Annotated in this window: 26 protein-coding genes; 19 read left to right on the top strand and 7 right to left on the bottom strand. The window is 66.9% G+C overall.

All coding sequences use genetic code 11. The features are described from left to right. Positions 1-14 precede the first annotated feature (14 nt). The gene (locus M6I34_RS16405) at positions 15-860 is read left to right on the top strand and encodes a sulfurtransferase (protein WP_272486884.1); all 846 of its coding nucleotides are present in this window, start codon (positions 15-17) and stop codon (positions 858-860) included. Positions 861-974: 114 nt separating this feature from the next. Beyond that, positions 975-1,958: a Bug family tripartite tricarboxylate transporter substrate binding protein gene (locus M6I34_RS16400; RefSeq protein ID WP_272486883.1), complete on the top strand. Its 984-nt coding sequence runs from the start codon at positions 975-977 to the stop codon at positions 1,956-1,958. A 74-nt stretch (positions 1,959-2,032) separates the two neighbouring features. Here the strand turns inward: M6I34_RS16400 and M6I34_RS16395 are convergent, their stop codons facing one another. From M6I34_RS16395 to M6I34_RS16375, 5 genes are read right to left on the bottom strand one after another with little or no spacing between them, the layout of a single operon-like run. Further along, on the bottom strand, positions 2,033-2,863 hold the full coding sequence (locus M6I34_RS16395) for an inositol monophosphatase family protein (protein WP_272486882.1): 831 nt from the start codon (positions 2,861-2,863) through the stop codon (positions 2,033-2,035). Between the two features lie 19 nt (positions 2,864-2,882). Beyond that, positions 2,883-3,581, bottom strand: a complete 699-nt coding sequence (locus M6I34_RS16390) for an HAD family hydrolase (RefSeq protein WP_272486881.1) — start codon at positions 3,579-3,581, stop codon at positions 2,883-2,885. After that, positions 3,578-4,705: an NADH:flavin oxidoreductase/NADH oxidase gene (locus tag M6I34_RS16385; RefSeq protein ID WP_272486880.1), complete on the bottom strand. Its 1,128-nt coding sequence runs from the start codon at positions 4,703-4,705 to the stop codon at positions 3,578-3,580. Before M6I34_RS16385 ends, M6I34_RS16390 begins: the two co-directional genes overlap by 4 nt. 49 nt (positions 4,706-4,754) lie before the next feature. Then, positions 4,755-5,081: a type II toxin-antitoxin system RelE/ParE family toxin gene (locus tag M6I34_RS16380; RefSeq protein WP_272486879.1), complete on the bottom strand. Its 327-nt coding sequence runs from the start codon at positions 5,079-5,081 to the stop codon at positions 4,755-4,757. 19 nt (positions 5,082-5,100) lie between these two features. Further along, positions 5,101-5,376, bottom strand: a complete 276-nt coding sequence (locus tag M6I34_RS16375) for a type II toxin-antitoxin system Phd/YefM family antitoxin (RefSeq protein WP_272486878.1) — start codon at positions 5,374-5,376, stop codon at positions 5,101-5,103. Between the two features lie 169 nt (positions 5,377-5,545). On the opposite strand from M6I34_RS16375, the gene clpB reads away from it, so the two are divergent. Then, positions 5,546-8,158, top strand: coding sequence for an ATP-dependent chaperone ClpB (clpB, locus tag M6I34_RS16370; RefSeq protein WP_272486877.1), 2,613 nt, complete (start codon positions 5,546-5,548; stop codon positions 8,156-8,158). A gap of 24 nt (positions 8,159-8,182) precedes the next feature. Continuing rightward, positions 8,183-8,563: a GtrA family protein gene (locus M6I34_RS16365; protein WP_272486876.1), complete on the top strand. Its 381-nt coding sequence runs from the start codon at positions 8,183-8,185 to the stop codon at positions 8,561-8,563. Positions 8,564-8,587: 24 nt separating this feature from the next. Here M6I34_RS16365 and M6I34_RS16360 read toward each other — a convergent pair whose 3' ends face one another. Next, entirely contained in the window at positions 8,588-9,289 is a 702-nt protein-coding gene (locus M6I34_RS16360; RefSeq protein ID WP_272486875.1) for a class I SAM-dependent methyltransferase, read from the bottom strand. After that, the gene (locus M6I34_RS16355; protein ID WP_272486874.1) at positions 9,286-10,266 is read right to left on the bottom strand and encodes a glycosyltransferase; all 981 of its coding nucleotides are present in this window, start codon (positions 10,264-10,266) and stop codon (positions 9,286-9,288) included. The genes M6I34_RS16360 and M6I34_RS16355 overlap by 4 nt, the downstream gene beginning before the upstream one ends. Positions 10,267-10,550: 284 nt before the next feature. On the opposite strand from M6I34_RS16355, the gene M6I34_RS16350 reads away from it, so the two are divergent. The 15 genes from M6I34_RS16350 (at position 10,551) to M6I34_RS16280 (ending at position 24,697) form a co-directional block, all read left to right on the top strand. Next, on the top strand, positions 10,551-12,437 hold the full coding sequence (locus tag M6I34_RS16350) for a hypothetical protein (protein WP_272486873.1): 1,887 nt from the start codon (positions 10,551-10,553) through the stop codon (positions 12,435-12,437). Between the two features lie 45 nt (positions 12,438-12,482). Then, entirely contained in the window at positions 12,483-12,734 is a 252-nt protein-coding gene (locus M6I34_RS16345) for a hypothetical protein (RefSeq protein ID WP_272486872.1), read from the top strand. 12 nt (positions 12,735-12,746) lie between these two features. Beyond that, positions 12,747-14,246 (top strand): hypothetical protein, encoded by a 1,500-nt coding sequence (locus M6I34_RS16340; protein ID WP_272486871.1) that lies wholly within the window; start codon positions 12,747-12,749, stop codon positions 14,244-14,246. A 244-nt stretch (positions 14,247-14,490) separates the two neighbouring features. Next, entirely contained in the window at positions 14,491-14,667 is a 177-nt protein-coding gene (locus tag M6I34_RS16335) for a Flp family type IVb pilin (RefSeq protein WP_272486870.1), read from the top strand. 66 nt (positions 14,668-14,733) lie between these two features. After that, entirely contained in the window at positions 14,734-15,006 is a 273-nt protein-coding gene (locus tag M6I34_RS18240) for a Flp family type IVb pilin (protein WP_336254697.1), read from the top strand. Between the two features lie 47 nt (positions 15,007-15,053). Further along, complete coding sequence (locus tag M6I34_RS16325; RefSeq protein ID WP_272486869.1) at positions 15,054-15,650, top strand: A24 family peptidase; 597 nt, start codon at positions 15,054-15,056, stop codon at positions 15,648-15,650. A gap of 65 nt (positions 15,651-15,715) precedes the next feature. Further along, a complete protein-coding gene (locus tag M6I34_RS16320) occupies positions 15,716-16,963 on the top strand; it encodes an ATP-binding protein (RefSeq protein WP_272486868.1) in 1,248 nt (415 codons plus the stop codon). 4 nt (positions 16,964-16,967) lie between these two features. Continuing rightward, positions 16,968-17,807 carry a Flp pilus assembly protein CpaB gene (gene cpaB / locus M6I34_RS16315; RefSeq protein WP_272486867.1) on the top strand — a complete coding sequence of 280 codons (840 nt, stop codon included), beginning with the start codon at positions 16,968-16,970 and terminating at the stop codon, positions 17,805-17,807. A 26-nt stretch (positions 17,808-17,833) separates the two neighbouring features. After that, positions 17,834-19,483 carry a type II and III secretion system protein family protein gene (locus M6I34_RS16310; RefSeq protein ID WP_272486866.1) on the top strand — a complete coding sequence of 550 codons (1,650 nt, stop codon included), beginning with the start codon at positions 17,834-17,836 and terminating at the stop codon, positions 19,481-19,483. Positions 19,484-19,497: 14 nt separating this feature from the next. Further along, a complete protein-coding gene (locus M6I34_RS16305; RefSeq protein ID WP_272486865.1) occupies positions 19,498-19,782 on the top strand; it encodes a hypothetical protein in 285 nt (94 codons plus the stop codon). Between the two features lie 49 nt (positions 19,783-19,831). Then, positions 19,832-21,106, top strand: a complete 1,275-nt coding sequence (locus M6I34_RS16300; protein ID WP_272486864.1) for a pilus assembly protein TadG-related protein — start codon at positions 19,832-19,834, stop codon at positions 21,104-21,106. 2 nt (positions 21,107-21,108) lie between these two features. After that, positions 21,109-21,609 (top strand): TadE/TadG family type IV pilus assembly protein, encoded by a 501-nt coding sequence (locus tag M6I34_RS16295; protein WP_272486863.1) that lies wholly within the window; start codon positions 21,109-21,111, stop codon positions 21,607-21,609. Positions 21,610-21,620: 11 nt separating this feature from the next. Beyond that, positions 21,621-22,118: a TadE/TadG family type IV pilus assembly protein gene (locus M6I34_RS16290; RefSeq protein WP_272486862.1), complete on the top strand. Its 498-nt coding sequence runs from the start codon at positions 21,621-21,623 to the stop codon at positions 22,116-22,118. A gap of 31 nt (positions 22,119-22,149) precedes the next feature. Next, positions 22,150-23,322: a CpaE/TadZ family protein gene (locus M6I34_RS16285; RefSeq protein WP_272486861.1), complete on the top strand. Its 1,173-nt coding sequence runs from the start codon at positions 22,150-22,152 to the stop codon at positions 23,320-23,322. Positions 23,323-23,341: 19 nt separating this feature from the next. Then, positions 23,342-24,697: a TadA family conjugal transfer-associated ATPase gene (locus M6I34_RS16280; RefSeq protein WP_272486860.1), complete on the top strand. Its 1,356-nt coding sequence runs from the start codon at positions 23,342-23,344 to the stop codon at positions 24,695-24,697. Positions 24,698-24,724: the final 27 nt, after the last annotated feature.

Raw genomic sequence — 24,724 nt, 5'->3', positions numbered from 1 at the left:
CCGTCCCAAGAACGATGCCGCTGACCCTGCTCGTCGACACCGACACGCTCGCCGCCCGCCTTCGCGACCCCGACTGGGTCGTCGTCGATTGCCGCAGCGACCCCGCCAACGCCGCCTTCGGTCGCGCCGAGTACGCGAAAGGCCACCTGCCCGGCGCGATCTTCCTCGACATGGACAGCGACCTGTGCGGCGAGCACACCGGCCGCAACGGCAGGCACCCGCTGCCCGAGCCGCAGCGCCTGGTCGCCACGCTCAGCGCGGCCGGGATCGGCCCGGGCACGCAGGTCGTCGCCTACGACGATCGGGGCGGCGCCAGCGCGGCCAGGCTGTGGTGGATGCTGCGCTGGCTGGGCCACGATGCGGTGGCGGTGCTCGACGGCGGCATCACCCGCTGGGTTGCCGAGGGCAGGCCGCTCGCCACCGAGGCGCCGGCGCCGCGCGCGGCGCGCTTCGAAGGCAGGGCCAACGACGCGATGAAAGTCGATGCCGGCTTCGTGGCGGCCAACCTGCAGCGCCGCGAGGCAGTCCTGCTCGACGCGCGGGTGCCGGCGCGCTATCGCGGCGAGATGGAGCCGATCGACCCGATCGCCGGGCGCATCCCGGGCGCGCGCAACCGTCCGCTGCAGGACAACCTCGGCCCCGACGGCCGCTTCAAGCCGGCCCAGGCGCTGCGCGCCGATTTCGATGCGGTGCTCGCCGGCGCCGGGCCGGAGCGGGTCGTCCACTACTGCGGCTCGGGCGTCAGCGCCTGCCACAACCTGCTCGCGATGGAGATCGCGGGCCTGCCCGGTTCGCGGCTCTACGGCGGTTCCTGGAGCGAGTGGATCGCCGATCCGTCGCGGCCGATCGAGCGGGGCTGAACGAGCGGGCCTCGCCCAGCGGGGCCATCGGGCCGCGTCGACCCGGCGGGGCATGCCGGCCGGCAGCCGGGCGGCATCGAACGAACACGAAACGATCACTCACGAGGAGAGAAGATGAAACCAAGCACTCGCTCGCGCCGCGGCGCACTGTGCGCGCTCGCCTTCGCAGGCCTGGCCGCCATCGGCGCGCCGGCCGCCGCTCAGGACGCATGGCCATCCAAACCGATCAGGCTGATCGTCACCTTCCCGCCGGGCGGCCTGCTCGACGTGGTCTCGCGCATGCTGGCGCCGAAGCTCTCCGAGACCCTCGGCCAGCAGGTGGTCGTCGAGAACCGCCCCGGCGCGAACGGCAACATCGGCGGCGAGATCGCGGCGAAGTCGGCGCCCGACGGCTACACGCTGCTGGCAACCAGCGCCGACATGGTCGCGGTGAACCCCTATCTGTACAAGATGAGCTTCGATCCGGCGAAGGACCTGGAGCCGATCACCCAGCTGGTGAAGCTGTCGATGATGATCGTGGCCGCGCCGGACTACCCGGCCAACGACGCGAAGTCGCTCGTCGCCCACCTGAAGGCCAGGCCCGGCCAGAGCTACGGCACGCCCGGCAACGGCAGCGCGCCGCACCTGATCGGCGAGAGCTTCCGGATGGAAACCGGCGTACAGATCAACCACGTGCCCTACAAGGGCCTGGCGGCGGCGCTGGGCGACCTGATGGGCGGGCAGATCGACCTTGTGTTCGACGCCGGCGTGTCGCTGCCCAACGTGCGCGCCGGCAAGCTGAAGCTGCTCGCGGTGGCCAGCAAGTCGCGCCTGCCCGAGTTCCCCGACGTCGGCACGCTGGGCGAGGCCGGCATCGGCGGCTTCGACTCCGACACCACCTTCGTGATGATGGCGCCGGCCGGCACGCCCAAGGCGATCGTGGACCGGGTCAATGCCGAGGTGGTCAAGCAGCTGCGCTCCGACGAGTTCACCGCGAAACTCAAGGCGATGAACCTGGCCGCGGTCGCCAACACGCCGGCCGAGACGCGCGCCAACCTGCAGGCCGATCACGTGCGGCTGGGCAAGGTGATCCGCGAGGCGGGCATCAAGCTGCAGTGAGGCTGGCGGGCGCGCGGCGCTTCGGCGCCGCTCGCCGCCATGCGCGCTGCGCCGGCGACGAGCGTGCCCGGCGGTCAGTCGCCCAGCAGCGCGGCCCGCGCCGTCCGCCAGCTTGCCTGGTCGGGCGCGCAGAGCAGGCCGCCGTCCAGCCGGGTGGGGCGGTAAGGCGTGCCGTCGAAATGCGCGGAATAGCCGCCGGCCTCGCGGTGGATCAGCCAGCCCGGGGCGTGGTCCCAGGGCATCAGCTTGTGGTAGAGCAGCACCTGGCAGTGGCCGGCCGCGGCCATCCGGTACTCGTGCGCGGCGCAGCGCAGGTTGGCTGGCGAGCGCAGCCGGGCCAGGTTGCCGGCCACGCGGCTGCGCAGCGGCTCGGGCAGGTAGGTGATGCCCACGAAGCCGTCCATGTCGGCCGGATCCTGCGCGGGCTCGGCCACCCGCAGCGGCTGTGCGTCGCCGTCTTCGTGTTGCAGCCAGGCGCCGCCGCCGCGCAGCGCGATCGCCGAATTGCGGCCCAGCGGGTCGTGGATCACGCCGGCCACGACCTCGCCGCGCACCGTGGCAGCGGCCATCACGCCGAACAGCGGCATGCCCGCCGCGAAGTTGCGCGTGCCGTCGATCGGGTCGACCACAAAGGCCAGCTCGGCGCTGCCGAGCGCGTCTAGCAGGGTCGGGTCGGCCGCGGTGGCTTCCTCGCCGACGATCGTGGCACCGGGAAACGCGCGCGCGAGCTCGGCGGCGATCGCGCTTTCGGCGGCCTCGTCGGCGTCGGTCACCAGGTCGATCGCCGAGGTCTTCGTGCGAACGGAGCCGGCGCGCAGGCGGTTGAAGCGCGGCAGGATCTCGGCCTTTGCCGCTTCGGACAGGATCGCGGCGAGCCGCTGCAGGTCGCTTGCCGAGAAGTTCATCGGGCAGCCCTTCGCTCGTTCATCGGGCGGGCATCGCCTCGGCGCCTGCCGGGAGGCCCAGCAGCTCGCCGACCAGCGGGTGCGCCTCGCGCAGCGTGGGCACCACGGCGTGGGCGAGCGGCGCGTACCCGGCCGCCGGCGGGCGCAGGTCGGGCACCACGATGCACGCCAGTCCCGCGGCGTGGGCGGCGCGCAGGCCGATGTCCGAATCCTCGAGCGCGACGCAGGCGGCCGGCTGGAGACCGAGCTGCGCGACCGCCTCGAGGTACACGTGGGGCGCCGGCTTGCCCTCCGGCACCTGGTCGCCGCAGACCACGACCTCGAAGCGCCGGCTCAGGCCCGCGAGCTCGAGCTTTTCGACCGCCAGCAGGTGCCGCGTCGACGTGGCCACCGCAACCGGCACCGAATGCGCGGCCAGCCAGTCGAGCAGCGCGGTCAGGCCCGGCTTCAGGCCGATTCCTTCGCTTCTCAGTCGGCGCAGGTAGACCTCCTTCGCGCGGTCCGAGATCTCGCGCAACGGAAAGTCCTGCCCGACCCGCTGCATCAGCGCCCGCTCCGAAGCCCGCTGGTCGAGCCCGACCATGGCCAGGCAGTCGTCGCGGGTGATCTCCCAGCCGGCATCGCGGGCGGTGTCCAGCCAGCATTCCAGCGCGACCCGCTCGGTGTCGAGCATCAGGCCGTCCATGTCGAAGACGACCGCCCGACGCGCGCCGCTCATCGCTGGCCGAACGTCGTCTGCCCGAAGATCGCCATGTGCGCGCGCGGCTGGCTGCGCCAGTACTGGCGCGGCGCCTCCACGGTGCCGTCGAGCTCGGCGGCGGCCTGCCACGGCCAGCGCGGGTTCCAAAGCATGCCGCGGGCCAGCGCCACCATGTCGGCCTTGCCCGAGGCGAGGATCTCCTCGGCCTGGCGCGGCTCGGTGATCAGACCCACCGCGATGACCGGGATCTTCACCTGCTGGCGGACCGCCTCGGCGAAGGGCACCTGGTAGCCGGGGCCGATCGTGATCTTCTGCTGCGGCGACACGCCGCCGCTGGACACGTCGATCCAGTCGGCGCCGATCTTCTCGCACTTCTGCGAGAACACGATCGCGTCGGGCACGTCCCAGCGATCGCCCTCGGGCAGGTCGTTACGCCAGTCGGTGGCCGAGATGCGCATGCCCATCGGCTTGTGGGCGGGCCAGGCCGAGCGCATCGCCTCGAAGACCTCGAGCGGCCAGCGCATCCGGTTCTCGAGCGATCCGCCGTACTGGTCGGTGCGCTTGTTCGCGATCGGCGACAGGAACTGGTGCAGCAGGTAGCCGTGCGCGCCGTGCACCTCGATCGCGTCGAAGCCGAGGCGGTCCGCGCGCAGCGTGGCCTGCACGAAGCGCTCCTTCAGCGCGTCGAGCTCGGCCACGCTCATCGCGTGCGGCGCGGGCTCGTCGTCGCCGATCGGCGTGGCGCTGGGCGCCACCGGCGTCCAGCCGCCGCCCGAGGCCGGGATCAGGCGCCCGCCCTCCCAGGGGCGGCCGCTGGAAGCCTTGCGGCCGGCGTGCCCGATCTGCAGGGCCAGCGGAATCGGGCTCACGCTGCGCAGCATGCGCACCAGGTCGGCCATCGCGGCCTCGGTGGCGTCGTCGTACAGGCCCACGCAGCCCGGGGTGATCCGGCCGGCCGGCTCCACCGCGGTGGCCTCGACGATCAGCATGCCGGCGCCGCTGATCGCCAGCGTGCCCAGGTGGGCGTGGTGCCAGGGCTGCACCCGGCCCTCGACGGCCGAGTACTGGCACATCGGGGAGATCACGATGCGGTTGGGCAGGGTGAGCGAGCGGAGTTTGAGGGGCGTGAACAGGTGGGACATGGTGGTTTGCGGGGTGTGGTCCTGGTATGGATCAGGTCTTGGACTGGGATCAGGCGCCGAGCAGCCGACGGGCCAGCAGCGAACGCATGTCGCGGCGGCCGTCGGCGATCAGCAGGATCATCACCTTGCGGTCGACGACCCGGTAAACGACTCGGTAAGGTCCGGAGATCGCCTGCCGGTATTCACGGCTTCCGAGTTCGAGCAGCTCTCGAGGGTGCGAGCCTCTCTCCGGGAATCGGGCGAGGCCATCGCAGACCGCCTGAAGCTGCTGGACCAGACGGTCGGCGTTGGCCGGCGAGTCGAACGAGGAAATGTAGCCGTGAATCTCGTGCAGATCACGCTCGGCCCCCCGCGTGAACCGGACTTCGAACGACATTCGGCGTGCCGCCGGGGGTTCAGCGTTCCGGTATCCGCGCGCGAAGCCGCTCGAAGACCTCTTCCGCAGGCAGCGTCTTGCCCTCTTCGATCTCCCGGTTCGCGAGCGCGAGGATCTTCAGCAAGGCGAGCGTCTCTTGGGTTTCCTCGTAGGAAGCGATGTCCTGGATCACCGCCTTGGCCTCGCCGTTCTGCGTGATGATCAGCGGCTCGCGCGCCTCGAGCAGATTGTCGAGCACCTCGGCGGCATGGGCCTTCAGGTAGCTGATCGGTTTGATTCGGGTCGAGTAGCGCATCGGGGCGGCTCCGGTCGATAGAACCGAATTTAGTCCTTTATCGGTCCGGCCGCAAGCTGCGCTGGCGCCTTGAAATCCGATCCGCCGGCCCCCAGATCGAGATCAACCCGGCGGCCGCCCGTGCGGCCCAGAATCCGCCCATCACGAAGAACCGCAGGATCCTCCGCCCATGCGCCTCGACAAGCTCACCACCCAGTTCCAGCAGGCCCTCGGCGACGCCCAGAGCCTGGCGCTCGCCAACGACAACCAGTTCATCGAGCCGGTTCACCTGCTCGCGGCGATCGTCGGCCAGCCCGACGGCTCGGGCCGCGCGCTGCTCGAGCGCGCCGGCGTGCGGGTGCCGCCGCTGAAGGCAGCCGCCGAGGCGGCGATCAAGCGGCTGCCGCAGGTTTCGGGCGCAGGCGGCGACGTGCAGGTCGGGCGCTCGCTGGTCAGCCTGCTGAACCTGACCGAGAAGGAGGCGCTCAAGCGCGGCGACCAGTTCGTGGCCACCGAGATGTTCCTGCTCGCGCTGGCCGAGGACAAGGGCGAAGCCGGCGACATCGCCAGGCAGGCGGGCATGACCCGCAAGGCGCTCGAGGCCGCGATCGACGCGGTGCGCGGCGGCGCCAGCGTGGACAACCCCGAATCCGAGGGCCAGCGCGAGGCGCTGAAGAAGTACACGATCGACCTGACCGAGCGCGCCGCCCAGGGCAAGCTCGACCCGGTGATCGGGCGCGACGAGGAAATCCGCCGCGCGATCCAGATCCTGCAACGGCGCACCAAGAACAACCCGGTGCTGATCGGCGAGCCGGGCGTCGGCAAGACCGCGATCGTCGAGGGCCTGGCCCAGCGCATCGTCGACGGCGAGGTGCCCGAGACGCTGAAGGACAAGCGCGTGCTGTCGCTCGACATGGCCGCGCTGATCGCCGGCGCCAAGTACCGCGGCGAGTTCGAGGAGCGGCTGAAAGCGGTGCTCAAGGAGCTGGCCGCCGAGGAGGGCCGCACGATCGTCTTCATCGACGAGCTGCACACGATGGTCGGCGCCGGCAAGGCCGAGGGCGCCATGGACGCCGGCAACATGCTCAAGCCGGCGCTGGCGCGCGGCGAGCTGCACTGCGTGGGCGCCACCACGCTGGACGAATACCGCAAGTACATCGAGAAGGACGCCGCGCTCGAGCGCCGCTTCCAGAAGGTGCTGGTCGGCGAGCCCAGCGTCGAGGACACGATCGCGATCCTGCGAGGCCTGCAGGAGCGCTACGAGGTGCACCACGGCGTGGAGATCACCGACCCGGCGATCGTGGCCGCGGCCGAGTTGAGCCACCGCTACATCACCGACCGCTTCCTGCCCGACAAGGCGATCGACCTGATCGACGAGGCGGCCTCGCGGATCAAGATGGAGATCGACTCCAAGCCCGAGTCGATGGACCGTCTCGACCGCCGCATCATCCAGCTGAAGATCGAGCGCGAGGCGGTCAAGAAAGAGACCGACGAGGCCTCGAAGAAGCGGCTCGAGCTGATCGAGGCCGAGATCGGGCGCCTCGAGAAGGAATACGCGGACCTCGACGAGATCCTGCGCGCCGAGAAGGCCGCGGTGCAGGGCAGCGCCCAGATCAAGGCCGAGATCGACCAGCTGCGCGCGCAGATGGCCGAGCTGCAGCGCAAGGGCCAGTTCGACAAGCTGGCCGAGATCCAGTACGGCCGGCTGCCCGAGCTCGAGGGCAGGCTGAAGGCGGTCACCGAGGCCGAGGCCTCGGGCGCGGCCGGCGCGTCGGCCAAGCCCAAGCTGCTGCGCACCCAGGTGGGCGCCGAGGAAATCGCCGAGGTCGTGTCTCGCGCCACCGGCATCCCGGTCAGCAAGATGATGCAGGGCGAGCGCGAGAAACTGCTGAAGATGGAAGACTTCCTGCACAAGCGGGTGGTCGGCCAGGACGAAGCCGTGCGCCTGGTGTCCGACGCGATCCGCCGCTCGCGCGCGGGGCTTTCCGACCCGCGCCGTCCCTACGGCTCCTTCCTGTTCCTGGGGCCCACCGGCGTCGGCAAGACCGAGCTGTGCAAGGCGCTGGCCGAGTTCCTGTTCGACAGCGAAGAGCACCTGATCCGCATCGACATGAGCGAGTTCATGGAGAAGCACTCGGTGGCGCGGCTGATCGGCGCGCCCCCGGGCTACGTGGGCTACGAAGAGGGCGGCTACCTGACCGAGGCGGTGCGCCGCAAGCCGTACAGCGTGATCCTGATGGACGAGGTCGAGAAGGCCCACCCGGACGTGTTCAACGTGCTGCTGCAGGTGCTCGACGACGGCCGGCTCACCGACGGCCAGGGCCGCACCGTGGACTTCCGCAACACCGTGGTCGTGATGACCTCGAACCTGGGCTCGCACGAGATCCAGCGCCTGAGCGCGGACGCGACGATGAACGACCCCGAGATCATCAAGGACGCGGTCATGGTCGAGGTGCGCCAGCACTTCCGCCCCGAGTTCATCAACCGGATCGACGAGATCGTGGTCTTCCACGCGCTGGGCGCCTCGCACATCGCGTCGATCGCCCGGATCCAGCTGAAGGGCCTGGAGCAGCGGCTTGCCGAGCGCGAGATGTCGCTCGACGTGAGCGACGCGGCGCTAGAAGAGATCGCCAAGGTGGGCTTCGATCCGCTGTACGGGGCGCGGCCGCTCAAGCGCGCGATCCAGCAGAAGATCGAGAACCCGATCGCGAAGCTGGTGCTGGAGGGGCGGTACGGGCCGGGGGACGTGATTCCGGTGGACTTCGAGGGCGGGGGGTTCAGGTTCGAGCGGGTGGTGCACTGAAACGCGTCAGCGAGCTTTCCCATCATGCTGTCTCGATTTGCGGCCCAGTTCGGCCGGTTCGCGCTCGTCGGCGTGGCTGGATTTGTCGTCGATACCGGTATCACCACAGCGCTCGTCGAACTCGGCTGGGGGCCTCGTCTCGCCCGCTGGCCTGGTCTGGCTCTTGCGATATTCATCACCTGGATCGCCAATGGGCGGTTGACCTTTCGCGGGAGCGGCGGTCGCGGGCCGGCTGGCCTGTCGCGCTATGCCGCCGTCGCGCTCGCGGCTGCGTCCATCAACTACGGCATCTACTCGGCGCTTGTCGGGGCGATCGGGTCGGTGGTGTTGGCCATCGTGCTCGCGACAATGGTCTCCATGCTGCTGAGCTTCGCAGGCTACAGGCTGTTCGTCTTCCGAGATTGACCCGCGCGAATGTTGTTGCCGAGGTCAGCGTTTGCGTGCCACGGCGAATACGTTCTTGCCAAACCATCGTCGGGTGAGCCGATCGATGGCGCGACTCGCCGGGAACGCCCATCGGTCGTAGGCCACCACCGACGCCGGGCTCAGCGTGCCGTCCCCCCCCAGCATCCGATATGCAAGAGATGCAGGAAAGCCGAGGCAGTCGGCGTATTCCACGCGCTCGACGCTAAGCCCGGCCCCCTCGAGCGCCGCGCGAAGGCTCCCGGCGGTGTAGCGGCGATGATGGCCGACCAACCGGTCCATCGCACTGTAGAGAATGGGGAACGCCGGTACGTATATCAGGCAGCGGGCGCCCCGTCGCAGTTTAGGCATCAGTGCGGAGAGCGCCGCGACCTCGTCGTCGATATGCTCGAGCACGTTCAGCGAGTAAAGGTAGTCGATACTACTGTCGGCGAGTTCGTCGGGCGAGCGAACCGCCCGGAAACCCCGGTCAGCGAGTCCTCGCGCAAGTTCATCGTCGACCTCGAGGCACGATACCTGGTGTCCGCGCGCCCGCAACGCCTCGGCGAACAACCCAAGGCCGGCCCCGAAGTCGAGAATGCGGTCGACCGGGGCAGCGTGTGCCCCAATTAGGTCGACCAGGAACGCGTTATAGCGGACGGCGAGGCGCATCGCCTCCAAGTTGTCACGACCGGAATAGCTGAAGCCCCCGGAGTCCACTGCACTCATCGTCCGTCCGTCTGCGCTAGGTAGGCGAAGCGCTTCTGCTCGAGTTGGCCACGCGCCACGCTGTCGAGGATCAGCCCGCAGGTCAGCGAGATCGCAGACAGCACCGCTAGTCCTGTGGCCAAAATCGCGGTCGGGAAGCGGGGAACGAGACCCGTTTGTAGGAAGGTCTCGATCAGTGGGATGCCAAGAAGTACCGCTATGCCGAACAGCGCGGCAGCAATGTACCCGAAGAATCGGGCCGGGCGGACCTCCTTGTACAGGATCAGCATCATCCGGAGAATCCGCACTGCATCGCGGAAGGTGTTCAGTTTGCTGACCGACCCCTCCGGCCGCTCGCCGTAAGGCGCCTCGATCTCGGCCACCGGCAGCCTGAGCTGACTGGCGTGCACCGACATCTCGGTTTCGATCTCGAAGCCGTGGGAGACGGCTGGGAAAGACTTGACGAAGCGGCGAGAGAAAGCGCGATAACCGGAAAAGATGTCTCGGAACTCCGGCCCGAAGACCGCGCCATAGAAGGCATTGAACACGCGGTTTCCGAAGCCGTGGCCAGCGCGATGGGCGTTCGCGTAGACCCCTTGTCGGTTTGCCACGACCATGTCCAGCATGCTGGTTGCGAGAAGCTTCACCATCTCCGGCGCTACGGAGGCGTCGTAGGTACCGTCGCCGTCGACGAGGATGTAGACGTCGGCCTCCACGTCTCCGAACATCCGCCGAACGACATTCCCCTTGCCGGGGCGAGGTTCCTTGCGGACGATCGCACCCGCCGCAGCGGCGACCGCGGCCGTGCCGTCGGTCGATCGGTTGTCGTATACGTAGACGCTGGCGGTCGGGAGAGCCTGCTTGAAGGCTGCTATGACGCCTGCGACCGTCTGGGCCTCGTTATGGCAAGGGACGAGTACGGCGATGGCGGGTACGGGTGCGGAGCCACCGCTTGAGTTTGCATCGGTGAAACGAAACGGGGATCGTGCTGTGCCCACAGGCTGGAACTATTTGTCGATCGCAACCGTCATATTTGAACACGATGTCGTACATCTGAGGTGCGAGTATTTCACGAAACGTCGATCGCCCCGGTATTCGGCTCCGCTTCCCTTTGGACCCTTTGCTCCCGCAACTGGGGGCTCCGTCTGGCGTCGTGGCATCCTTCAAACTCGCAGCGATGCAAATCTGCTGCGTCGTTCTAGCTGCAAGGGGGCGTCAAAGTCGCCGGCGCTTCTTGTGACAGAGCTATTTGCGTAACTGGGCCTGATGTTGGACACGGAGCATGACGCCACTGAGGGAATCCGGGCAGGTTGGCCCTGAACGGAAAGGGCTGCTACGCAGCCCCTTCGTGTGGCTGGCCTTTGTTTCCATCTGGATGCTGGTCCATCCTTTTGGGGGCATCACACACGATTCGATTTTCTACACGGCCGAAGCTCTCTATCGACTGGGCCCTTCGGCAATACGGCAGGATCTCTTCTTCCTCGAAGGATCCCCATTCGAGGTCAGCGTCTTTGGGCGCCTATATGCGGTGGCGATCAAGTACTTTGGGATCGTGCCGGGCGCGTGGGTGATGTTCGCTATCGGTCAGTTGGCCTGGGCGGCCGCTGCCCTGTTATGGGGTGTGAGACTGGTGCCGCGCGGCTTGTTCTGGGCTGTGGCGCCCGTCTTGACCTTGATGCCACACTGGTACGGCGAGATTCTTGTATTCCGACTCGCAGAGAATTTTGTTACAGCCCGAACATTTGCGGAGCCGCTCAGCCTGCTCGGGTTGCTCGCAATCGGCGCGAATAGGTCCTGGATCGGCATTGCCTTGGTATCCGTCGCTCTGGCGGTGCATCCGATCATGGCGTTTCCTGCGGTGATCGCTGTCTGTTTGATGTTGGCGAATCGCGTGCTTCGCTGCAGCTGGTTCAGGTCGCTGTTTCTCTTGCTCCTCGCCATGGTCGCATCGGTCGCGGTCGCAAGAATCGCCTTCGGCGCGATGGATGGCGACTGGCTCGAGGCAACTCGCATGCGCAATCCGTTCATTCTTCCAAGCGAGTGGAGTGGCGCCTACTACGCGAAGATTGCAGCGCCAGTGCTCGTCCTGATCGCCGCGGCAAGGTTGGGACGGCTTCCGGCGAGCGGACTGCTTCTTGCGATTGGCATGGCAGCGGTTTCTGGGGTGGCCGCTTCTGTGTTCGCAGAAATGATGGATGCGGCGCTCGTTTTGCAGGCGCAGACATGGCGATCGGTATGGGTTGCGATGTGGGTGGCTCCATTGGCGGCATTTGCAGTCGCTTACGACTTGTGGAAACCAAGGCGAGGACTTGCGTTGCTTTTTCTGGGTGCTGTTCCCTCAGCAGCGTTGAGTTTTTATTCCTTTGTTCCGGCGGTTTCGTGGATGTTGTTGGCCCATGCCCTCATTTTGTTGGCTGTCGTGGAAAGGCCAGTCTGGCAGGGGGCCTTTCCGGAGCGATTTGGAATTGCCTCGTTCGCATTTCTTTTTGCCGGATTCATCCTCGCGGTGATTACGACCCAGTACGTTGTTTTCGAGAATTGGCAGGTACTCGCTTCAAGGGTCTCAATTCATGAGGTGATGACCACTTACTTTGGCTGGATTCTGGCGAGCGCACTTGCAGTGATACTCCGGGCGATCAGTGGGCCGGAGGGACGCTCTTGCCTGCGGAAGGCGATGGTGTTGCTCGTGACTTCTTATGCTGCTTTCGTATTGAACGACTCGAGAAGCGCCAAGACCCGCATCGAGGAGAGATGGATCTCATCAGGGATGCCCGCACTTCGAGAGGCAATAGCGGGGGGCAGCACGGTGTACTGGCCTGAAAACCTTAAGCTGGCATGGCTCGCCCTCGGACGCGCGAATTTCATTTCTTCTGAGCAGGCTGCGGCGCAGATGTTCGACCGTCGATTGTCCGATGAGGTGGTACGCCGAGCCGCAATGGTCGCGTCGTTTGGCGGTCGAGATGGAAAGATTCGATTCGAGGAGATCAGACGGATTGAGTCGCAACCGCTCAAGATCGCCAAGGGGGGCGCGGAACGATTGTGCGCCGAGCAACCAGACTTGGTCCTCATCCTGGGGAGGCAGATATCGGGGGGGGAGGGGGGTACCAGAGTCGGCATCGACGTCGATGCGGAGGTCTGGGTGCTCCATTGCGGAGCGATCGCGAGATGACGCTGGCTGTTGCGGAGGGTGGTCTTGTGGGGCCAGGAGCGTCGATTGCTGTTTCTGCCGCTCGTCATGATTCCGATTCTGGCGCCGCTTCGACCGTTGGCTGTCGTTTCGCTTGCCGATCGTCGGCGGCGCATTGTGACACTTGAAGTCTCGCCCAAAAATTTGCAGCGGTGCTTGGAGGCGTTTCACGCCAAGGTTGCGCAAGCTTTTCGCGACATGGGCTTGCGATGGCAGAGCGGCATGGAGGGCCGTCCCGCGGCCACAACCGGTGTTCGGGATGAGGCCGGGACTTTTTGAGCGGAGACGTAGATGAGCCCCGTATTGATTGCCTGGGTGCGGTCATTTTTTGATATCTATTCGACGAGTACCCGGTCGCGCCTTGGGGTATTGGCGACTATGGCCTTAGGGGTGGTTTTGCTTGGGCTCGGCGCCGAAACGGGTTCCGGCGGAGGGGCAATTCCGTTTCTCCTTTTAGTCTGGGCAAATCATGAGCGATTCCTCAAGACACTCGAGGATCTGCTCGAACGGAACCGGTGGGCTGTCGTTGGCGTGCCTCTCTTGGTCCTTGCAGCCAAACTGGTGATGACACCCCCTGCGGCGTCGGACGACCTCCTGCGCCATCTTGCTTCAGCGTTTTGGGCGGACGGCTATGCCGGAATGTATGTCCACACCGCACTTCCGCCTGCGCCGCTGTACCCCGCATTCGACCGGGTGGTCGGGGCTCTCGCGTTCGCTGTCGGTCTGCCAGGCGCGATGTGGATATTGCAGGCGTTGGCATTTTCCGGCTTCGCGCTCGTATTTGTCTTGGCTGCGAGGCGGTTCCTCGGCGGGCATCCATTCAGCGATGTGCTCGTGCTGGTCGCCATGGTGCTCGTGATGCAGACGATGTCCGCACGACTGGTACTGGCAAGGCCAGAGATCTTCCTCACGATCTGGGCGCTTGCGGGTACCTTGGTCGCGACGCGACTCGGCGTGCTCATATGGTCTGTCACGGGAGTCTTCCTCGGGACGGGCTACTGGCTGGCCGCTCTCTATTTCCCCGCGGCGATACTCTTGCCTCTGTCGTGGAGGGGACGGGTCGGCATCCTGGTGACCATGTCTGCGCTATGGGCCTGGCTATGGTGGCTTATCACTGATGGCCATGCGCTCGAGACCGTGCTTTGGGCATTTAGCCAAGTCGCGAATCGATTGCCCGGTATAGTCGTAGGTGAGAATGTCAGCATCGTGAACGTGTTGCTTGCGCCGTCGATGCTAGTGCTCGCATTCGCCTCATTCTGGGCGCTCGGGCGATCGGCCGCAGAGCCAAGAGTCTTTGTACTTGCTCTCTTCTTTCTCCTGTCGAATCAGGCGCGCTACTGCGGAATCGTGGCTCCGTTGTTCGCGCTCCATGCACTTTCCGCGTTGCGCACAGCGGAACTAAGGCTACCCGTGGCCATTCGGTCTATGGCGATCACGCTCGGTGCGCTCTCGATGTCGGTGCTTTCCTCCACCTATACGAATTATGCGACGATGGTCAGATTTGACTTGCCCCCCGGTTCGGTCGTCATGACGGCGTTTAATCAGGCGACCTACAGTACGTTGTTCGCGAATCCGGGCGAGATCCGAATTGCCCCCGCCTTCGAGGTTGGGGCGCTCAAGCCCCGTTATCAGCAAGTCGTCCTGGATCTGGGCGGCGGTAAACTACACTGTGACAGTCTCGAAGGTAGCGGGTTTACACACCTGATCGAGAACAGCCTTGTCGGCCCCATTCCCGCCTGTCTGACGCTGGTGGAAACACAGAGGGATTGGCGCCTCTGGGCGGTTCGATGACCAGGAAGGGCCGAAGCTTGAGGCGGTCGGAGCGCGAAGAAATGGTGCGGGCGCGAACTCCTTCTCGTTTTCCTCGAAGTTCCCCGCTTCAGGGGGTTGCCCGGATACGCCACTCGGCTACTCTTGTCATACCTGATCAGTAGTACAGGTTTCCCGTAGTAACTTCAGGGGCGCTACCCGGTGGCTGTTTTTTGGGGCGTCGGGGTGCTCTCAGTCTTTCGTTGATCAAAGAGGAGTTGTTGTCATGGTTAAGTTCGTGAAGAAATTTTGGCAGGAAGAAGAAGGCGTCACCGCTATCGAGTATGGCTTGATCGCCGCGCTGATCGCGGTCGTGATCATCGTTTCGGTTACTGCGGTGGGCGGCAACCTGAACCAGGTGTTCACCAGGATTGCCGGCGCGCTCTCCAACGCGCTCAACTGAGGCGCGTCAGCAAGAGCGGATCGCCTCGTTCCTCGATGCGAGGCGATCCGGTCTTCCATTTCAAGCATGGGGCGCCACATGCAGGGGTTATCCGTGAATGCAACCATGTCGAGAGCGAGTTCCACGCGGGGCGCCCCTTTCTCGAACCGTGCGCCGTCGACTGACCGAGGTGGACCCCGCAGGCAGCGCGGCGTCACTTCGATCGAGTACGCGCTAATCGGTGCTCTTGTTGCGCTGGTGATCGTCGCGTCCGTCACAAACCTGGGCGCCTCTTTGAGCGCTTTCTACTCGTTCGTTGCGGGCGAGGTCTCGAATGCAGTTGCCCGAACCTCCAACTGATTCGGGGAGGCGGGCGAGCATCCCCGTGACGCCTTGAGGTGACCTGCGTGCCTCACGTCACGATCGCCTTTCTCGCGCTTGCGTCTGTTCTCCTTGTGGCGATCTTCACCGATCTCAGGGCGAGGCGCATCCCCAATTTTCTGGTCGTGGCCGGCTGGTTGTTCGCTGCGGCCTGGCACGGGGCGGCGCCCGTCGGGATCTGGGCTTTCGATCCGCAAGAGTCGGGAGCAGTCGGAGTTTCGGGTTCCCTTCTCGGTCTGATCGCGATGATGAGCGCTTTCCTGCCGTTCTACGCGCTCAGGATCATGGGCGCTGGCGACGTGAAGCTCTTGTCGGTCGTCGGCGCTTTCTTCGGTGCGACGACCGGCGATTGGGTTCAGCTGGTTGGCGTGTCGCTCTTCGTTCTGGTTTCCGGCGGGCTTCTCGCGATCTCCAGAATGCTGGCGCGCGGGAGTGCTGCCGCCGTCGTCAACAACCTCAAGGTGATTTTGGCGGGATATGCCGCGCACGGTGCAGGCGTGCCGGGGCCCTCGTTTGATCCCAAGGCTGGAACGGCCGACAGAATGCCTTACGCCGTCGCCATCGCGACGGGAACGATCTCTTACTTGGTGGCGAAATGGGCAGGATGGATGACAGTGTTATGAGTCCCTCCGGGGGCGTTGCGCCGGCGGCGCCCCGCACGCTCGAGGAGGCGAATCTCCCCGAGCCGATGCTGATCGAGCTGCTGCTCAGGCACCTCGCGCGGGCAGGCGAGCTGCGCGCCGGTGAGCTCGCCTGGCGGCTCGGCGTGGCGCTGGCCGTGATCGAGCCCACTCTGAATTTCCTGCGGGGCGAGAAAGTCGTGGAAGTGCCGCGCCGCGGCAGCTTCGACGCCGACGTCGCCTACGCGCTGACCGACCTGGGCCGCCTGCGCGCCCGAGAGGCGTTCGAGAAATGCCGCTACGTGGGCCCGGCGCCGGTTTCTCTGGCCGACTACGTCCGGCAGGTGGATCGCCAGAGCGTCAAGGGCCTGCGGATCGACCGGGACAAGATCCGGGCGGCGCTGGGCGACGCGGTGGTTTCCGAGAACCTGATGTCGCGGCTCGGGTCCGCGCTCAATTCGGGCCGCTCCATCCTGATGTACGGGGCCAGCGGCACCGGCAAGACTTACCTGGCCGAGCGGATGGTGCGCACCGCTTCCGGCGCGATCTTCGTGCCGCACGCGGTCCACGTGGACGGCGAGATCGTGCAGGTGTTCGACCCGCTGGTTCACCAGCCGATCGAGGAGGCCGGCTCCGCCAGCAAGCTCGACAGGCAGGCCGTCGGCGACCGCCGCTGGATGAAGACCCGTCGGCCGGTCGTCGTGACCGGCGGGGAACTCACGGTCGACATGCTCGACCTGCAGTTCGAGAGCCACTCGCGTTTCTACATCGCCCCGCCGCAGATGAAGGCCAACAACGGGATGATGATCCTGGACGACCTGGGGCGGCAGCGGATTCCGGTTCGCGAGTTGTTGAATCGCTGGATCGTCCCGCTGGATCGGAACGTCGACTACATGGCACTGCACACGGGAACCAAGTTCCGGGTGCCCTTCGACGTGACCGTTGTTTTTTCGTCGAACCTGGCGCCGTCCGACATCGGGGATCCCGCGTTCCTCCGCCGGCTTGGTTACAAGATCCACGTTGGGGCGCTAGATGAAGCCGGGTATCGGGAAGTCTTCCGGCAGGCCTGCGCGCGTGCCGGGCTCGTTTACGACGAGTTTGCGGCAGATTTCCTGATTCGGGTCATGCACGCAGAGAACCGCTTACCGCTTTATGCGACTATTCCTTACGACGTGCTTAGTAAACTCCGGGATCGCGCCACCTTCCTCGGCGAGCAGCCTCGGCTGGATCCCGACTCGCTGCGCTGGGCATGGGATCTCTACTTCGCGCCGGACGAGGACCTCGGCGGCGCCCGTTCTCTGGACGACTTGAGGTGACGAAATGAGGGGCTCTCGAGCTGTGATCATGCTGGTGCTGGCGCTGGTGGCCGGCATCGCGGCGGTCGTCCTGGCGGCGCGTTGGCTGTCGCAGCAGACCTCGACCGCCACGGAAGTGGTGATCGTCGCCGCGCGCGACGTCAATCTGGGCACGCCGCTGAACGCGGCGATGCTCGAGGTGGTGCCGTGGCCCGCCGGGGCGGTTCCCACCGGGGCGTTCCGCAACCGGGCCGACCTGGAGGGCAGGGTGCTGCTGACCAGCCTCCAGCGGGGCGAACCGGTGCTCGAGGGCAAGCTCGCGCCGGTCGGGACTCGCGGCGGCCTTTCCGCCGTGATTCCCGAGGGCAAGCGCGCGATCACGGTGCGGGTCAACGAGGTGGTTGGCGTGGCCGGCTTCGCCTTGCCAGGCAACTACGTGGACGTGATGGTCAACACGCAGGACGAGCAGCAGAAGCCGATCTCCAAGATCGTGCTCGAGCGCATCCTGGTGCTGGCGGTCGCGCAGGAGGCGAGCCGCGACGAGACCAAGCCGAAGGTGGTCAACGCGGTCACGCTCGAGGTCACGCCCGAGGAAGCCGAGCGGCTCGACCTGGCCCGGAGCGTGGGTAGCCTGTCGCTGGTGCTGCGCAACCAGGTGGACCAGAACCCGTCGGCCACCGAGGGCATCACCAAGCGCGAGTTGCTCGGCCAGACGCCGCCGCCCCCGCCGCCGCCGGTCGCGGTGGCGCCGGCTCCCGCGCCCAAGCCGAAACCCCGGCCGCCGCGGATCGTGCGGCAGCCCGCGCCTCAGCCCGAGACCGTCGAGGTGATTCGCGGGGTGCAGCGCTCGACGGCGCAGTTCTAAGAAGAACACGGGATAGGGAGTTCGACATGAATCGGTTTTCCAGCGTTCTGACGGTCTCGTTGCTCGCGGCCTTCGCCGTGCCTGCCTCTGCCCAGCAGCAGCTCGCCCAGACCGCGGTCGAGTCGGGCGTGATCATGCGGGGCACGACCGGTGTCGCGAGCCCGGCCAAGCCGGCGGCGCGCGCGGCTCAACGGCCGGCAGCGTCCGCGCCGGCGGGCGCCGCCAGCGCCTCCGCCGCCCCCTACGAGGCGGGTCCGGCCGAGATCGGCCCGGCGATGAGCCTCACGATCGGCAAGTCGACCCTGGTCAGGCTGCCGGCGCCGATTTCCCGGATCTCGGTCGGCAACCCCGCAGTCGCCGACGTCACGCTGATCAATCCGCGCGAGCTGTACCTGCTCGGAAAGACCTACGGGTCGACGAATGTGATCCTGTGGAGCCGCAACGGCCCGACCACGATCGTGGACGTGGCGGTGGGCATCGACTCGGGCGCGCTGCAGAACCGCTTGCGCGAGCTGCTGCCGAACGAGCAGGGCATCGTCGTGAAGACCGCGGCCGATTCGGTGGTGCTCGCCGGCGAGGTGTCGAGCGCGTTGCAGGCGAACCATGCGGTGTCGATTGCAGAGGCCTTCGCACGGAGCTACGCTTTCGGGGTTCAGGCGCCGATCCAGGCCGGGATTCCTCAGGCGCAGCAGGGGCAGGTGCTCGCGATCACCCAGTCCCGACAGCAGGGCATGGCCGGGGGCCAGACCGGCCCCAAGATCGTCAACATGATGAGGATCGCGCAGCCGCAGCAGGTGATGCTCGAGGTCAAGGTCGCCGAACTGTCGAAGAACCTGCTCGACAAGCTCGGCGTGGGTATCAACGGCACGCGCACCAACGGCGACTGGCGCTACAGCATCCTGAGCAACTTCCTTTCGAATTCTTCGGGCCTGCTCGGAATCGCCACGCGAGGCAATTCGCTGCAACTTGACGCCGAGAAGCAGGATGGCCTGGTGAGGGTGCTGGCCGAGCCGAACATCGTGGCGATCAGCGGGCAGGAGGCCAGCTTCCTGGCGGGTGGCAAGATCTTCATCCCCGTCGCGCGCGCCAACGACACCACGGGCGGCACCACGATCACGCTCGAGGAAAAGGAGTTCGGCGTGGGGCTGAAGTTCACGCCAACCGTGCTCGACGGCGGGCGGATCAACCTGCGGGTGGCGCCCGAGGTGTCGGAGCTGTCGCAAACCGGCTCGCCGTTCACCACGATCGGGGGGCAGACCTCGATCCTGCCGAGCTTCACCACGCGGCGCGCTCAGACCACGGTGCAGTTGATGGACGGGCAGAGCTTCGCGATCGCGGGCCTGATCAAGAACAACATGACCGAAACGGTCAAGCGCTTCCCGGTGCTCGGCGAGGTGCCGATCCTGGGCGCGCTGTTCCGAAGCAGCGAGTTCCAGACCGACCGCTCCGAGCTGATGTTCGTGGTCACCGCCCGGCTGGTCAAGCCGCTGCCGTCCGGCCAGCTCACGCTGCCCACCGACAACTTCGTGCCGCCCAGCCGCGCCGAATTCTTCGCGAACGGACAGCTGGAGGGTTCCGGGCATCCCGACGTGCCGCTCACCGAGCGGCAGACGCAGATGATGAACGAAGGCGTGACGCCGGCGCCCGGCGGCACCGGCGGCTTCCAGGTCAAGTGAGCGGAGAGCGAACCATGAAACGATCGATCAACCTGGTTACGCTCGCCGGCCTGACGCTCCTGCTCGGCGCCTGCGCGAACCCGGCCACGCCGAGCTACGACGCGAAGTTCGGCGAGTCGGTGCGCCAGGCGCAGGCGCTGCAGACCCTGAATCCCGACGCCGGCAAGAATGCCGACCCGGTCACTGGCATCGACGGCGAGGCGGGCAAGGCGGCGATCGACCGCTACCAGGAGAGTTTCAGGACGCCGCCGAAGACGATCGAGGTGTTCAACATCGGCGGCGGGTTGTCGGGCCAGTGATCCGCGCCGGAGGCACGGGCCGTTGCGCCGACGGCCGGGAGTAGTTGCAATGCAGTACGGATTCGCCGGAAGGCGCGGGCAGCGAGGGTCGGTCGCGGTCATCACCGGTCTCACGATTGCGGTGCTGATCGGCTTTCTCGGGCTGTCGGTCGATCTTGGGCGCCTGTTCGTCATCAAGGCCGAGTTGCAGACCGGCATGGACGCCTGCGCTCTGGCCGCGGCTTCGCAGTTGCGGCCGGGCCTGAACGACGACGACGCGCTGGACCGGGCGATCGCCTACGGGCGCACGCCAGCCAATCGCGCGAACTTCCAGGCGCAGGGCCTGGACCCGGCGGTGATCCAGTTCTCGTTCTCCGACACGCTGGCGGGGCCCTACACCGCCTACACCTATCAGGCCGGCGGGGCCACGGCGCTGGCGCACTCGGCCCGTTACGCGCGCTGCACCTATCCGCTCGCCAACGTGCCGGTGCTCTTCATGCGGGTCCTGAACGCGGTGACCGAGACGACGGTCGCCGCCACTGCAGTTGCCACGCTGGCGCCGTCGCAGACGAACTGCGGCTTCCCGGTGGCGGTCTGCAGGGATTCGACGGCTACGGCCTCCCAGTCCCCGCCCTGGGGCCTGGTGCCGGGCAGCTGGGTCAGCGGTTTGGGCGCGCCAGGCGGTGGCGGCGGCGGTCCAGCCGGCTGCGGCTCCGGCACCGGCACCGGCAACTTCTGCTGGATCGACTTCTCGCCGCCCGCCGGGGGCGCCTCCGAGCTCTCCGCCCTGATCCAGGGGCAGGGCCAGTGCGACCTGACGATCAACAATCCGATCGGCCAGACCGGTGTGGTCGCCTCGCTGGCCGACGCCTGGGGCACCCGCTTCGGCATCTACAAGCCCGGCGCCGGCGGCGGCAACGTCAACACCGCGCCGCCCGATTTCACCGGCTATTCGTACACCGCTGCGAACTGGCCGTCCCAGAGCAACGCCTATTCGGATTTCGTGACCCGGCGCACCAACCACGAACCCTTCAACACGAGCTCGGGCGTGAGCATCAGCCCTTCCACCGCGATCAGTTCGGCGCAGCACCAGCAGTACGGGCGCGATCGCAGGCTCGTTCTCGCGCCGATCGTCAACTGTTCGAACTTCACCACCAGCCAGACGGTCAACATGGACGCCTGGGCCTGCGTGCTGCTTCTCTCGCCGATGACCAATCCCGGCGGCGGCGCCTTCGCCGCCAAGCTGGAATATCTCGGCCTTGCCAACCAGCCCGGCTCGCCCTGCGCGACCTCGGGCCTGGGAGGCGGAACCGCGGGCCCGCTCGTCCCGGTGCTGGTCCAGTGATGATGTCAGGGCGCCAGAGGTTGGGCGGCAGGCAGCGCGGCGTCGCCGCGGTGGAGATGGGCATCGTCCTGGGCCTGCTGGCGATCATCGTCTTCGGCATCACCGAACTGGGCCGGGCAATGTACCAGTACGACGCGCTCACGAAGTCGGCGCGGGCCGCCGCGCGCTACCTTGCGGTCTACGACTCGGCCGACGCCGCGGTGCAGGGCCGCGCGCGCTGCGTGGCGGTGTTCGGCAATCCGGACTGCGCCGCCGCCGGCGTGGTGCCGGCGGTTCCGGGGCTGTCGGTCGCGAACGTCGCGGTGGCGGTCGGCACGGCCGGCGCCCCCGGCTACGACGCTTCGCTGCAGGGCGTGGAAACCGGCATGGGGACGATGGACCTGGTGCGCGTGACGATCGGCGCGCCGGCCACGCCCTACACCTTCGTTTCGGTGGTGTCCTTCGTGATCCCCGACATCGAGTTCGGGCCGATCTCGGCGACGATGCCGAAGAGTTTCTTCTGAGGCGGCGGGCGATGAAGGCAACCAGATCGCGCGATCGCCGACGGACTCCGGGCCCGGCCGTCGGACAATCCGGCGCGGCCATCGTAGAGTTCGCGATCGTCGCGCTGCTGTTCTTTACGCTGCTGCTGGGGATCGCCGACTTCGGGCGCTGGCTTTACACGCTGAACGCCGCTTCCGAAGCGACGCGCCTCGGGGCCCGGGTGGCCGTGGTGTGTGACCTGAACGACGAGGCGGTGATCCAGCGCATGCAGGGCATCCTGCCGCAGGCGAGTTCCGCGCAGATCCAGATCACCTACTACGGTTCGAATCCGGTAGCGCCGGGAACCTGGGTCAGCGGGTGCACGGCCAGCAATTGCGCGGGAGTCAACGTGAGGCTGCAGGGGGTCACGATCGACAGCATCGCCTGGTTCCTGCCGGTCTCGTTGCCGATCCCGGCGTTCTCGACTTCGCTGACCCGCGAGAGCCTTGCCAGCGCGATCGACGGCAGCAGCAACCCGATATGCCAGTGACACCGCCAAGCGCGCACGCGCGAACGACTCCATGAGCTTGCGAATCCTCCTCCTCGCACCTTCCTCCGACAGGCTGTCGGCGCTGTCGAACGCGCTGCCGCAGCGCGGCGAAGCGACCCAGATCGCCTCGCGGATCGGCGGGGCGGCTGAGTTGAGCGCCGCGATCCTGCGCGACGAGGTCGACATCGCAGTGGCCGAGTTGCCCGTGGTCAGCGACACGGAGCTCTCGCTGATCGAGGCCACGCTGTCCTCGCACCCGCGAACGACGCTGATCCTGGCTTGCGGCGACTCCTCTTCCGAGTTCCTGCTGCGTGCGATGCGTGCCGGCATCAGGGAGATCGTGCTGCCGAACTCGCCGCCCGACGCGCTCGCCAAGGCGCTCGAGCGGCAGCTCGACCGGCACGCGGCGGTCTCCGGGCCTGCGCGCAAGGCGCGTACGATCGCGTTCATGTCGGCCAAGGGGGGCGGCGGAGCGACTTTCCTGGCCACGAACCTGGGCTTCGCCCTTGCCGCGCGGAATCGCAAGGTGGCGTTGCTGGACCTCAACCTGCAGTTCGGCGACGCCTCGCTCTTCGTTTCGGACCAGAGGGCCAGCCGCAACATCGCCGACGTGGCGCGCGAGATCGACCGCCTGGACCCGGCCTTCCTCGAGGCCAACATGATGCACCCGCAGGCGGGTTATTGCGTGCTGGCCGCGCCCGAGGCGCCTGAGCGCGCGGTGGACGTGAAGGCCGAGACGATCGAGCGGATCATGGCCGTGGCTCGCGCCCGCTACGACTTCGTCCTGCTCGACGTGGGCCGCGTGCTGGACAAGGTGACGGTCCGCGCCCTGGATGAGGCCGACACGATCTACGTGGTGATCCAGTCGACCCTGCCCTACCTTCACAACGCGAAGCGGCTGATCGGCGTGCTGGTGGGTCTGGGCTACGACCGCGACAAGGTCAAGGTGATCCTCAACCGCTACGTGAAGAGCGACGAGATCGGCGTGTCCGAGATCGAGAAGACCCTCGGCGCGAAGGTCGAGGTGCAGATTCCCAACAGTTATGCCGCGGTCGCATACTCGATCAACCACGGCCTGTCGCTGCTCAAGCACGCACCACGCGACCCCGTGGCGCGTTCGTTGAGCGAGATCGCGATGGACTTCGCCCCCGACGCCCCGCGCCGAACCGGCTGGTTGCGCGGCGTGTTCGGCAGCAGCGCCTGACATCCCGGAGTATCCCGACATGTCCTCCCTTCGTGACACCCTCCAAGACGTCCAGATCGCGGCGGGCGTGGCCCGGCCCGCGGTAGCGGGCGAGGCCGCGGGCTCGGCCTACCGGAAGATCGCGAGCGAGCTGCATCGCCAGCTTCTCGACCGGATCGACCTCGACGTGATGGGCAAGCTGCCTCCGGATCGGCTCAGGGAGGAGCTCAGGCTGCTCGTCGAGAAGATGATCGGCGAGGCGGGCCTGGCGCTGAACGCCAACGAGCGCAAGCAGATCGTCGCCGACGTTCAGAACGAGGTCATGGGCCTCGGCCCGCTCGAGTCGCTGCTGGCGGATCCCACGGTTTCGGACATCCTCGTCAACACCTACCAGACGGTCTACGTCGAGCGCCGGGGCCAGCTGGAGCGGACCGACGTGCGCTTCGCGAGCGACGACCACCTGATGAAGATCATCGACAAGATCGTCTCCAGGGTCGGGCGCCGGATCGACGAGTCGAGCCCGATGGTCGACGCTCGCCTCCCGGACGGCTCGCGGGTCAACGCGATCATCCCGCCGCTGGCGATCGACGGCCCCCTGCTCTCGATCCGCCGGTTCGCGGTGGTGCCGCTGAAGGCCGACGACCTGATCCGGTTCAAGTCGATGACGCCGCAGCTCTCCGAGCTGCTGGGCGCGATGGTCAAGGCGAAGCTGAACATCCTGATCTCGGGCGGCACCGGCTCGGGCAAGACGACGCTGCTGAACATCCTGTCGGCCTTCATCCCGCCGAAGGAGCGGATCGTCACGATCGAGGACGCGGCCGAGCTGCAGCTCCAGCAGCCGCACGTGGTGCGCCTGGAGACCCGGCCGCCCAACATCGAGGGCCGCGGCGAGATCACGCAGCGGTCGCTGGTGCGCAACAGCCTGCGGATGCGCCCGGACCGGATCATCCTGGGCGAGGTGCGCGGCGCCGAGACCTTCGACATGCTGCAGGCGATGAACACCGGCCACGAGGGCTCGATGGCCACGGTGCACGCCAACACGCCGCGAGACGCGCTGACCCGGCTGGAGAACATGCTGGGCATGGCCGGCATGACGATGCCGCCGAAGGCGATGCGCCAGCAGATCGCTTCGGCGCTCACCGCGGTCGTGCAGGTTTCGCGGCTGTCGGACGGCAAGCGCAAGATCGTCAGCCTGTCCGAGATCACCGGCATGGAAGGCGACATCATCACGATGCAGGAGATCTTCGTCTTTCAGCAGACCGGCATCGGGCCCGACGGCGCGGTTCTCGGCCACTTCAAGGCCACCGGCGTGCGGCCGAAGTTCCTCGAGCGCATCAGGGCCTTCGGCATCGCCCTTCCCGACGCGCTGTTCGACCCGTCGCGGATATACGAATGAAGCCGGCTTCACTCGATACGGAGGCAT

The sequence above is a fragment of the Zeimonas sediminis genome, assembly GCF_023721795.1.
Taxonomy (GTDB): domain Bacteria; phylum Pseudomonadota; class Gammaproteobacteria; order Burkholderiales; family Burkholderiaceae_E; genus Zeimonas; species Zeimonas sediminis.
The sequence above is the reverse complement of the archived record's forward strand: the minus strand, read 5'-3'. Positions and strand labels throughout refer to the sequence as shown.

Bases quoted from the DNA above. Each gene is read 5' to 3' on its own strand.
- M6I34_RS16400 (WP_272486883.1), top strand. From the start codon at position 975: ATGAAACCAAGCACTCGCTCGCGCCGCGGCGCACTGTGCGCGCTCGCC.
- M6I34_RS16340 (WP_272486871.1), top strand. From the start codon at position 12,747: ATGAGCCCCGTATTGATTGCCTGGGTGCGGTCATTTTTTGATATCTAT.
- M6I34_RS16390 (WP_272486881.1), bottom strand. From the start codon at position 3,581: ATGAGCGGCGCGCGTCGGGCGGTCGTCTTCGACATGGACGGCCTGATG.
- M6I34_RS16405 (WP_272486884.1), top strand. From the start codon at position 15: ATGCCGCTGACCCTGCTCGTCGACACCGACACGCTCGCCGCCCGCCTT.
- M6I34_RS16380 (WP_272486879.1), bottom strand. From the start codon at position 5,081: ATGTCGTTCGAAGTCCGGTTCACGCGGGGGGCCGAGCGTGATCTGCAC.
- M6I34_RS16305 (WP_272486865.1), top strand. From the start codon at position 19,498: ATGAAACGATCGATCAACCTGGTTACGCTCGCCGGCCTGACGCTCCTG.
- M6I34_RS16360 (WP_272486875.1), bottom strand. From the start codon at position 9,289: ATGAGTGCAGTGGACTCCGGGGGCTTCAGCTATTCCGGTCGTGACAAC.
- clpB (WP_272486877.1), top strand. From the start codon at position 5,546: ATGCGCCTCGACAAGCTCACCACCCAGTTCCAGCAGGCCCTCGGCGAC.
- M6I34_RS16385 (WP_272486880.1), bottom strand. From the start codon at position 4,705: ATGTCCCACCTGTTCACGCCCCTCAAACTCCGCTCGCTCACCCTGCCC.
- M6I34_RS16365 (WP_272486876.1), top strand. From the start codon at position 8,183: ATGCTGTCTCGATTTGCGGCCCAGTTCGGCCGGTTCGCGCTCGTCGGC.
- M6I34_RS16285 (WP_272486861.1), top strand. From the start codon at position 22,150: ATGAGCTTGCGAATCCTCCTCCTCGCACCTTCCTCCGACAGGCTGTCG.
- M6I34_RS16335 (WP_272486870.1), top strand. From the start codon at position 14,491: ATGGTTAAGTTCGTGAAGAAATTTTGGCAGGAAGAAGAAGGCGTCACC.
- M6I34_RS18240 (WP_336254697.1), top strand. From the start codon at position 14,734: ATGGGGCGCCACATGCAGGGGTTATCCGTGAATGCAACCATGTCGAGA.
- M6I34_RS16300 (WP_272486864.1), top strand. From the start codon at position 19,832: ATGCAGTACGGATTCGCCGGAAGGCGCGGGCAGCGAGGGTCGGTCGCG.
- M6I34_RS16295 (WP_272486863.1), top strand. From the start codon at position 21,109: ATGTCAGGGCGCCAGAGGTTGGGCGGCAGGCAGCGCGGCGTCGCCGCG.
- M6I34_RS16320 (WP_272486868.1), top strand. From the start codon at position 15,716: ATGCTGATCGAGCTGCTGCTCAGGCACCTCGCGCGGGCAGGCGAGCTG.
- M6I34_RS16395 (WP_272486882.1), bottom strand. From the start codon at position 2,863: ATGAACTTCTCGGCAAGCGACCTGCAGCGGCTCGCCGCGATCCTGTCC.
- cpaB (WP_272486867.1), top strand. From the start codon at position 16,968: ATGAGGGGCTCTCGAGCTGTGATCATGCTGGTGCTGGCGCTGGTGGCC.
- M6I34_RS16290 (WP_272486862.1), top strand. From the start codon at position 21,621: ATGAAGGCAACCAGATCGCGCGATCGCCGACGGACTCCGGGCCCGGCC.
- M6I34_RS16280 (WP_272486860.1), top strand. From the start codon at position 23,342: ATGTCCTCCCTTCGTGACACCCTCCAAGACGTCCAGATCGCGGCGGGC.
- M6I34_RS16375 (WP_272486878.1), bottom strand. From the start codon at position 5,376: ATGCGCTACTCGACCCGAATCAAACCGATCAGCTACCTGAAGGCCCAT.
- M6I34_RS16350 (WP_272486873.1), top strand. From the start codon at position 10,551: ATGACGCCACTGAGGGAATCCGGGCAGGTTGGCCCTGAACGGAAAGGG.
- M6I34_RS16310 (WP_272486866.1), top strand. From the start codon at position 17,834: ATGAATCGGTTTTCCAGCGTTCTGACGGTCTCGTTGCTCGCGGCCTTC.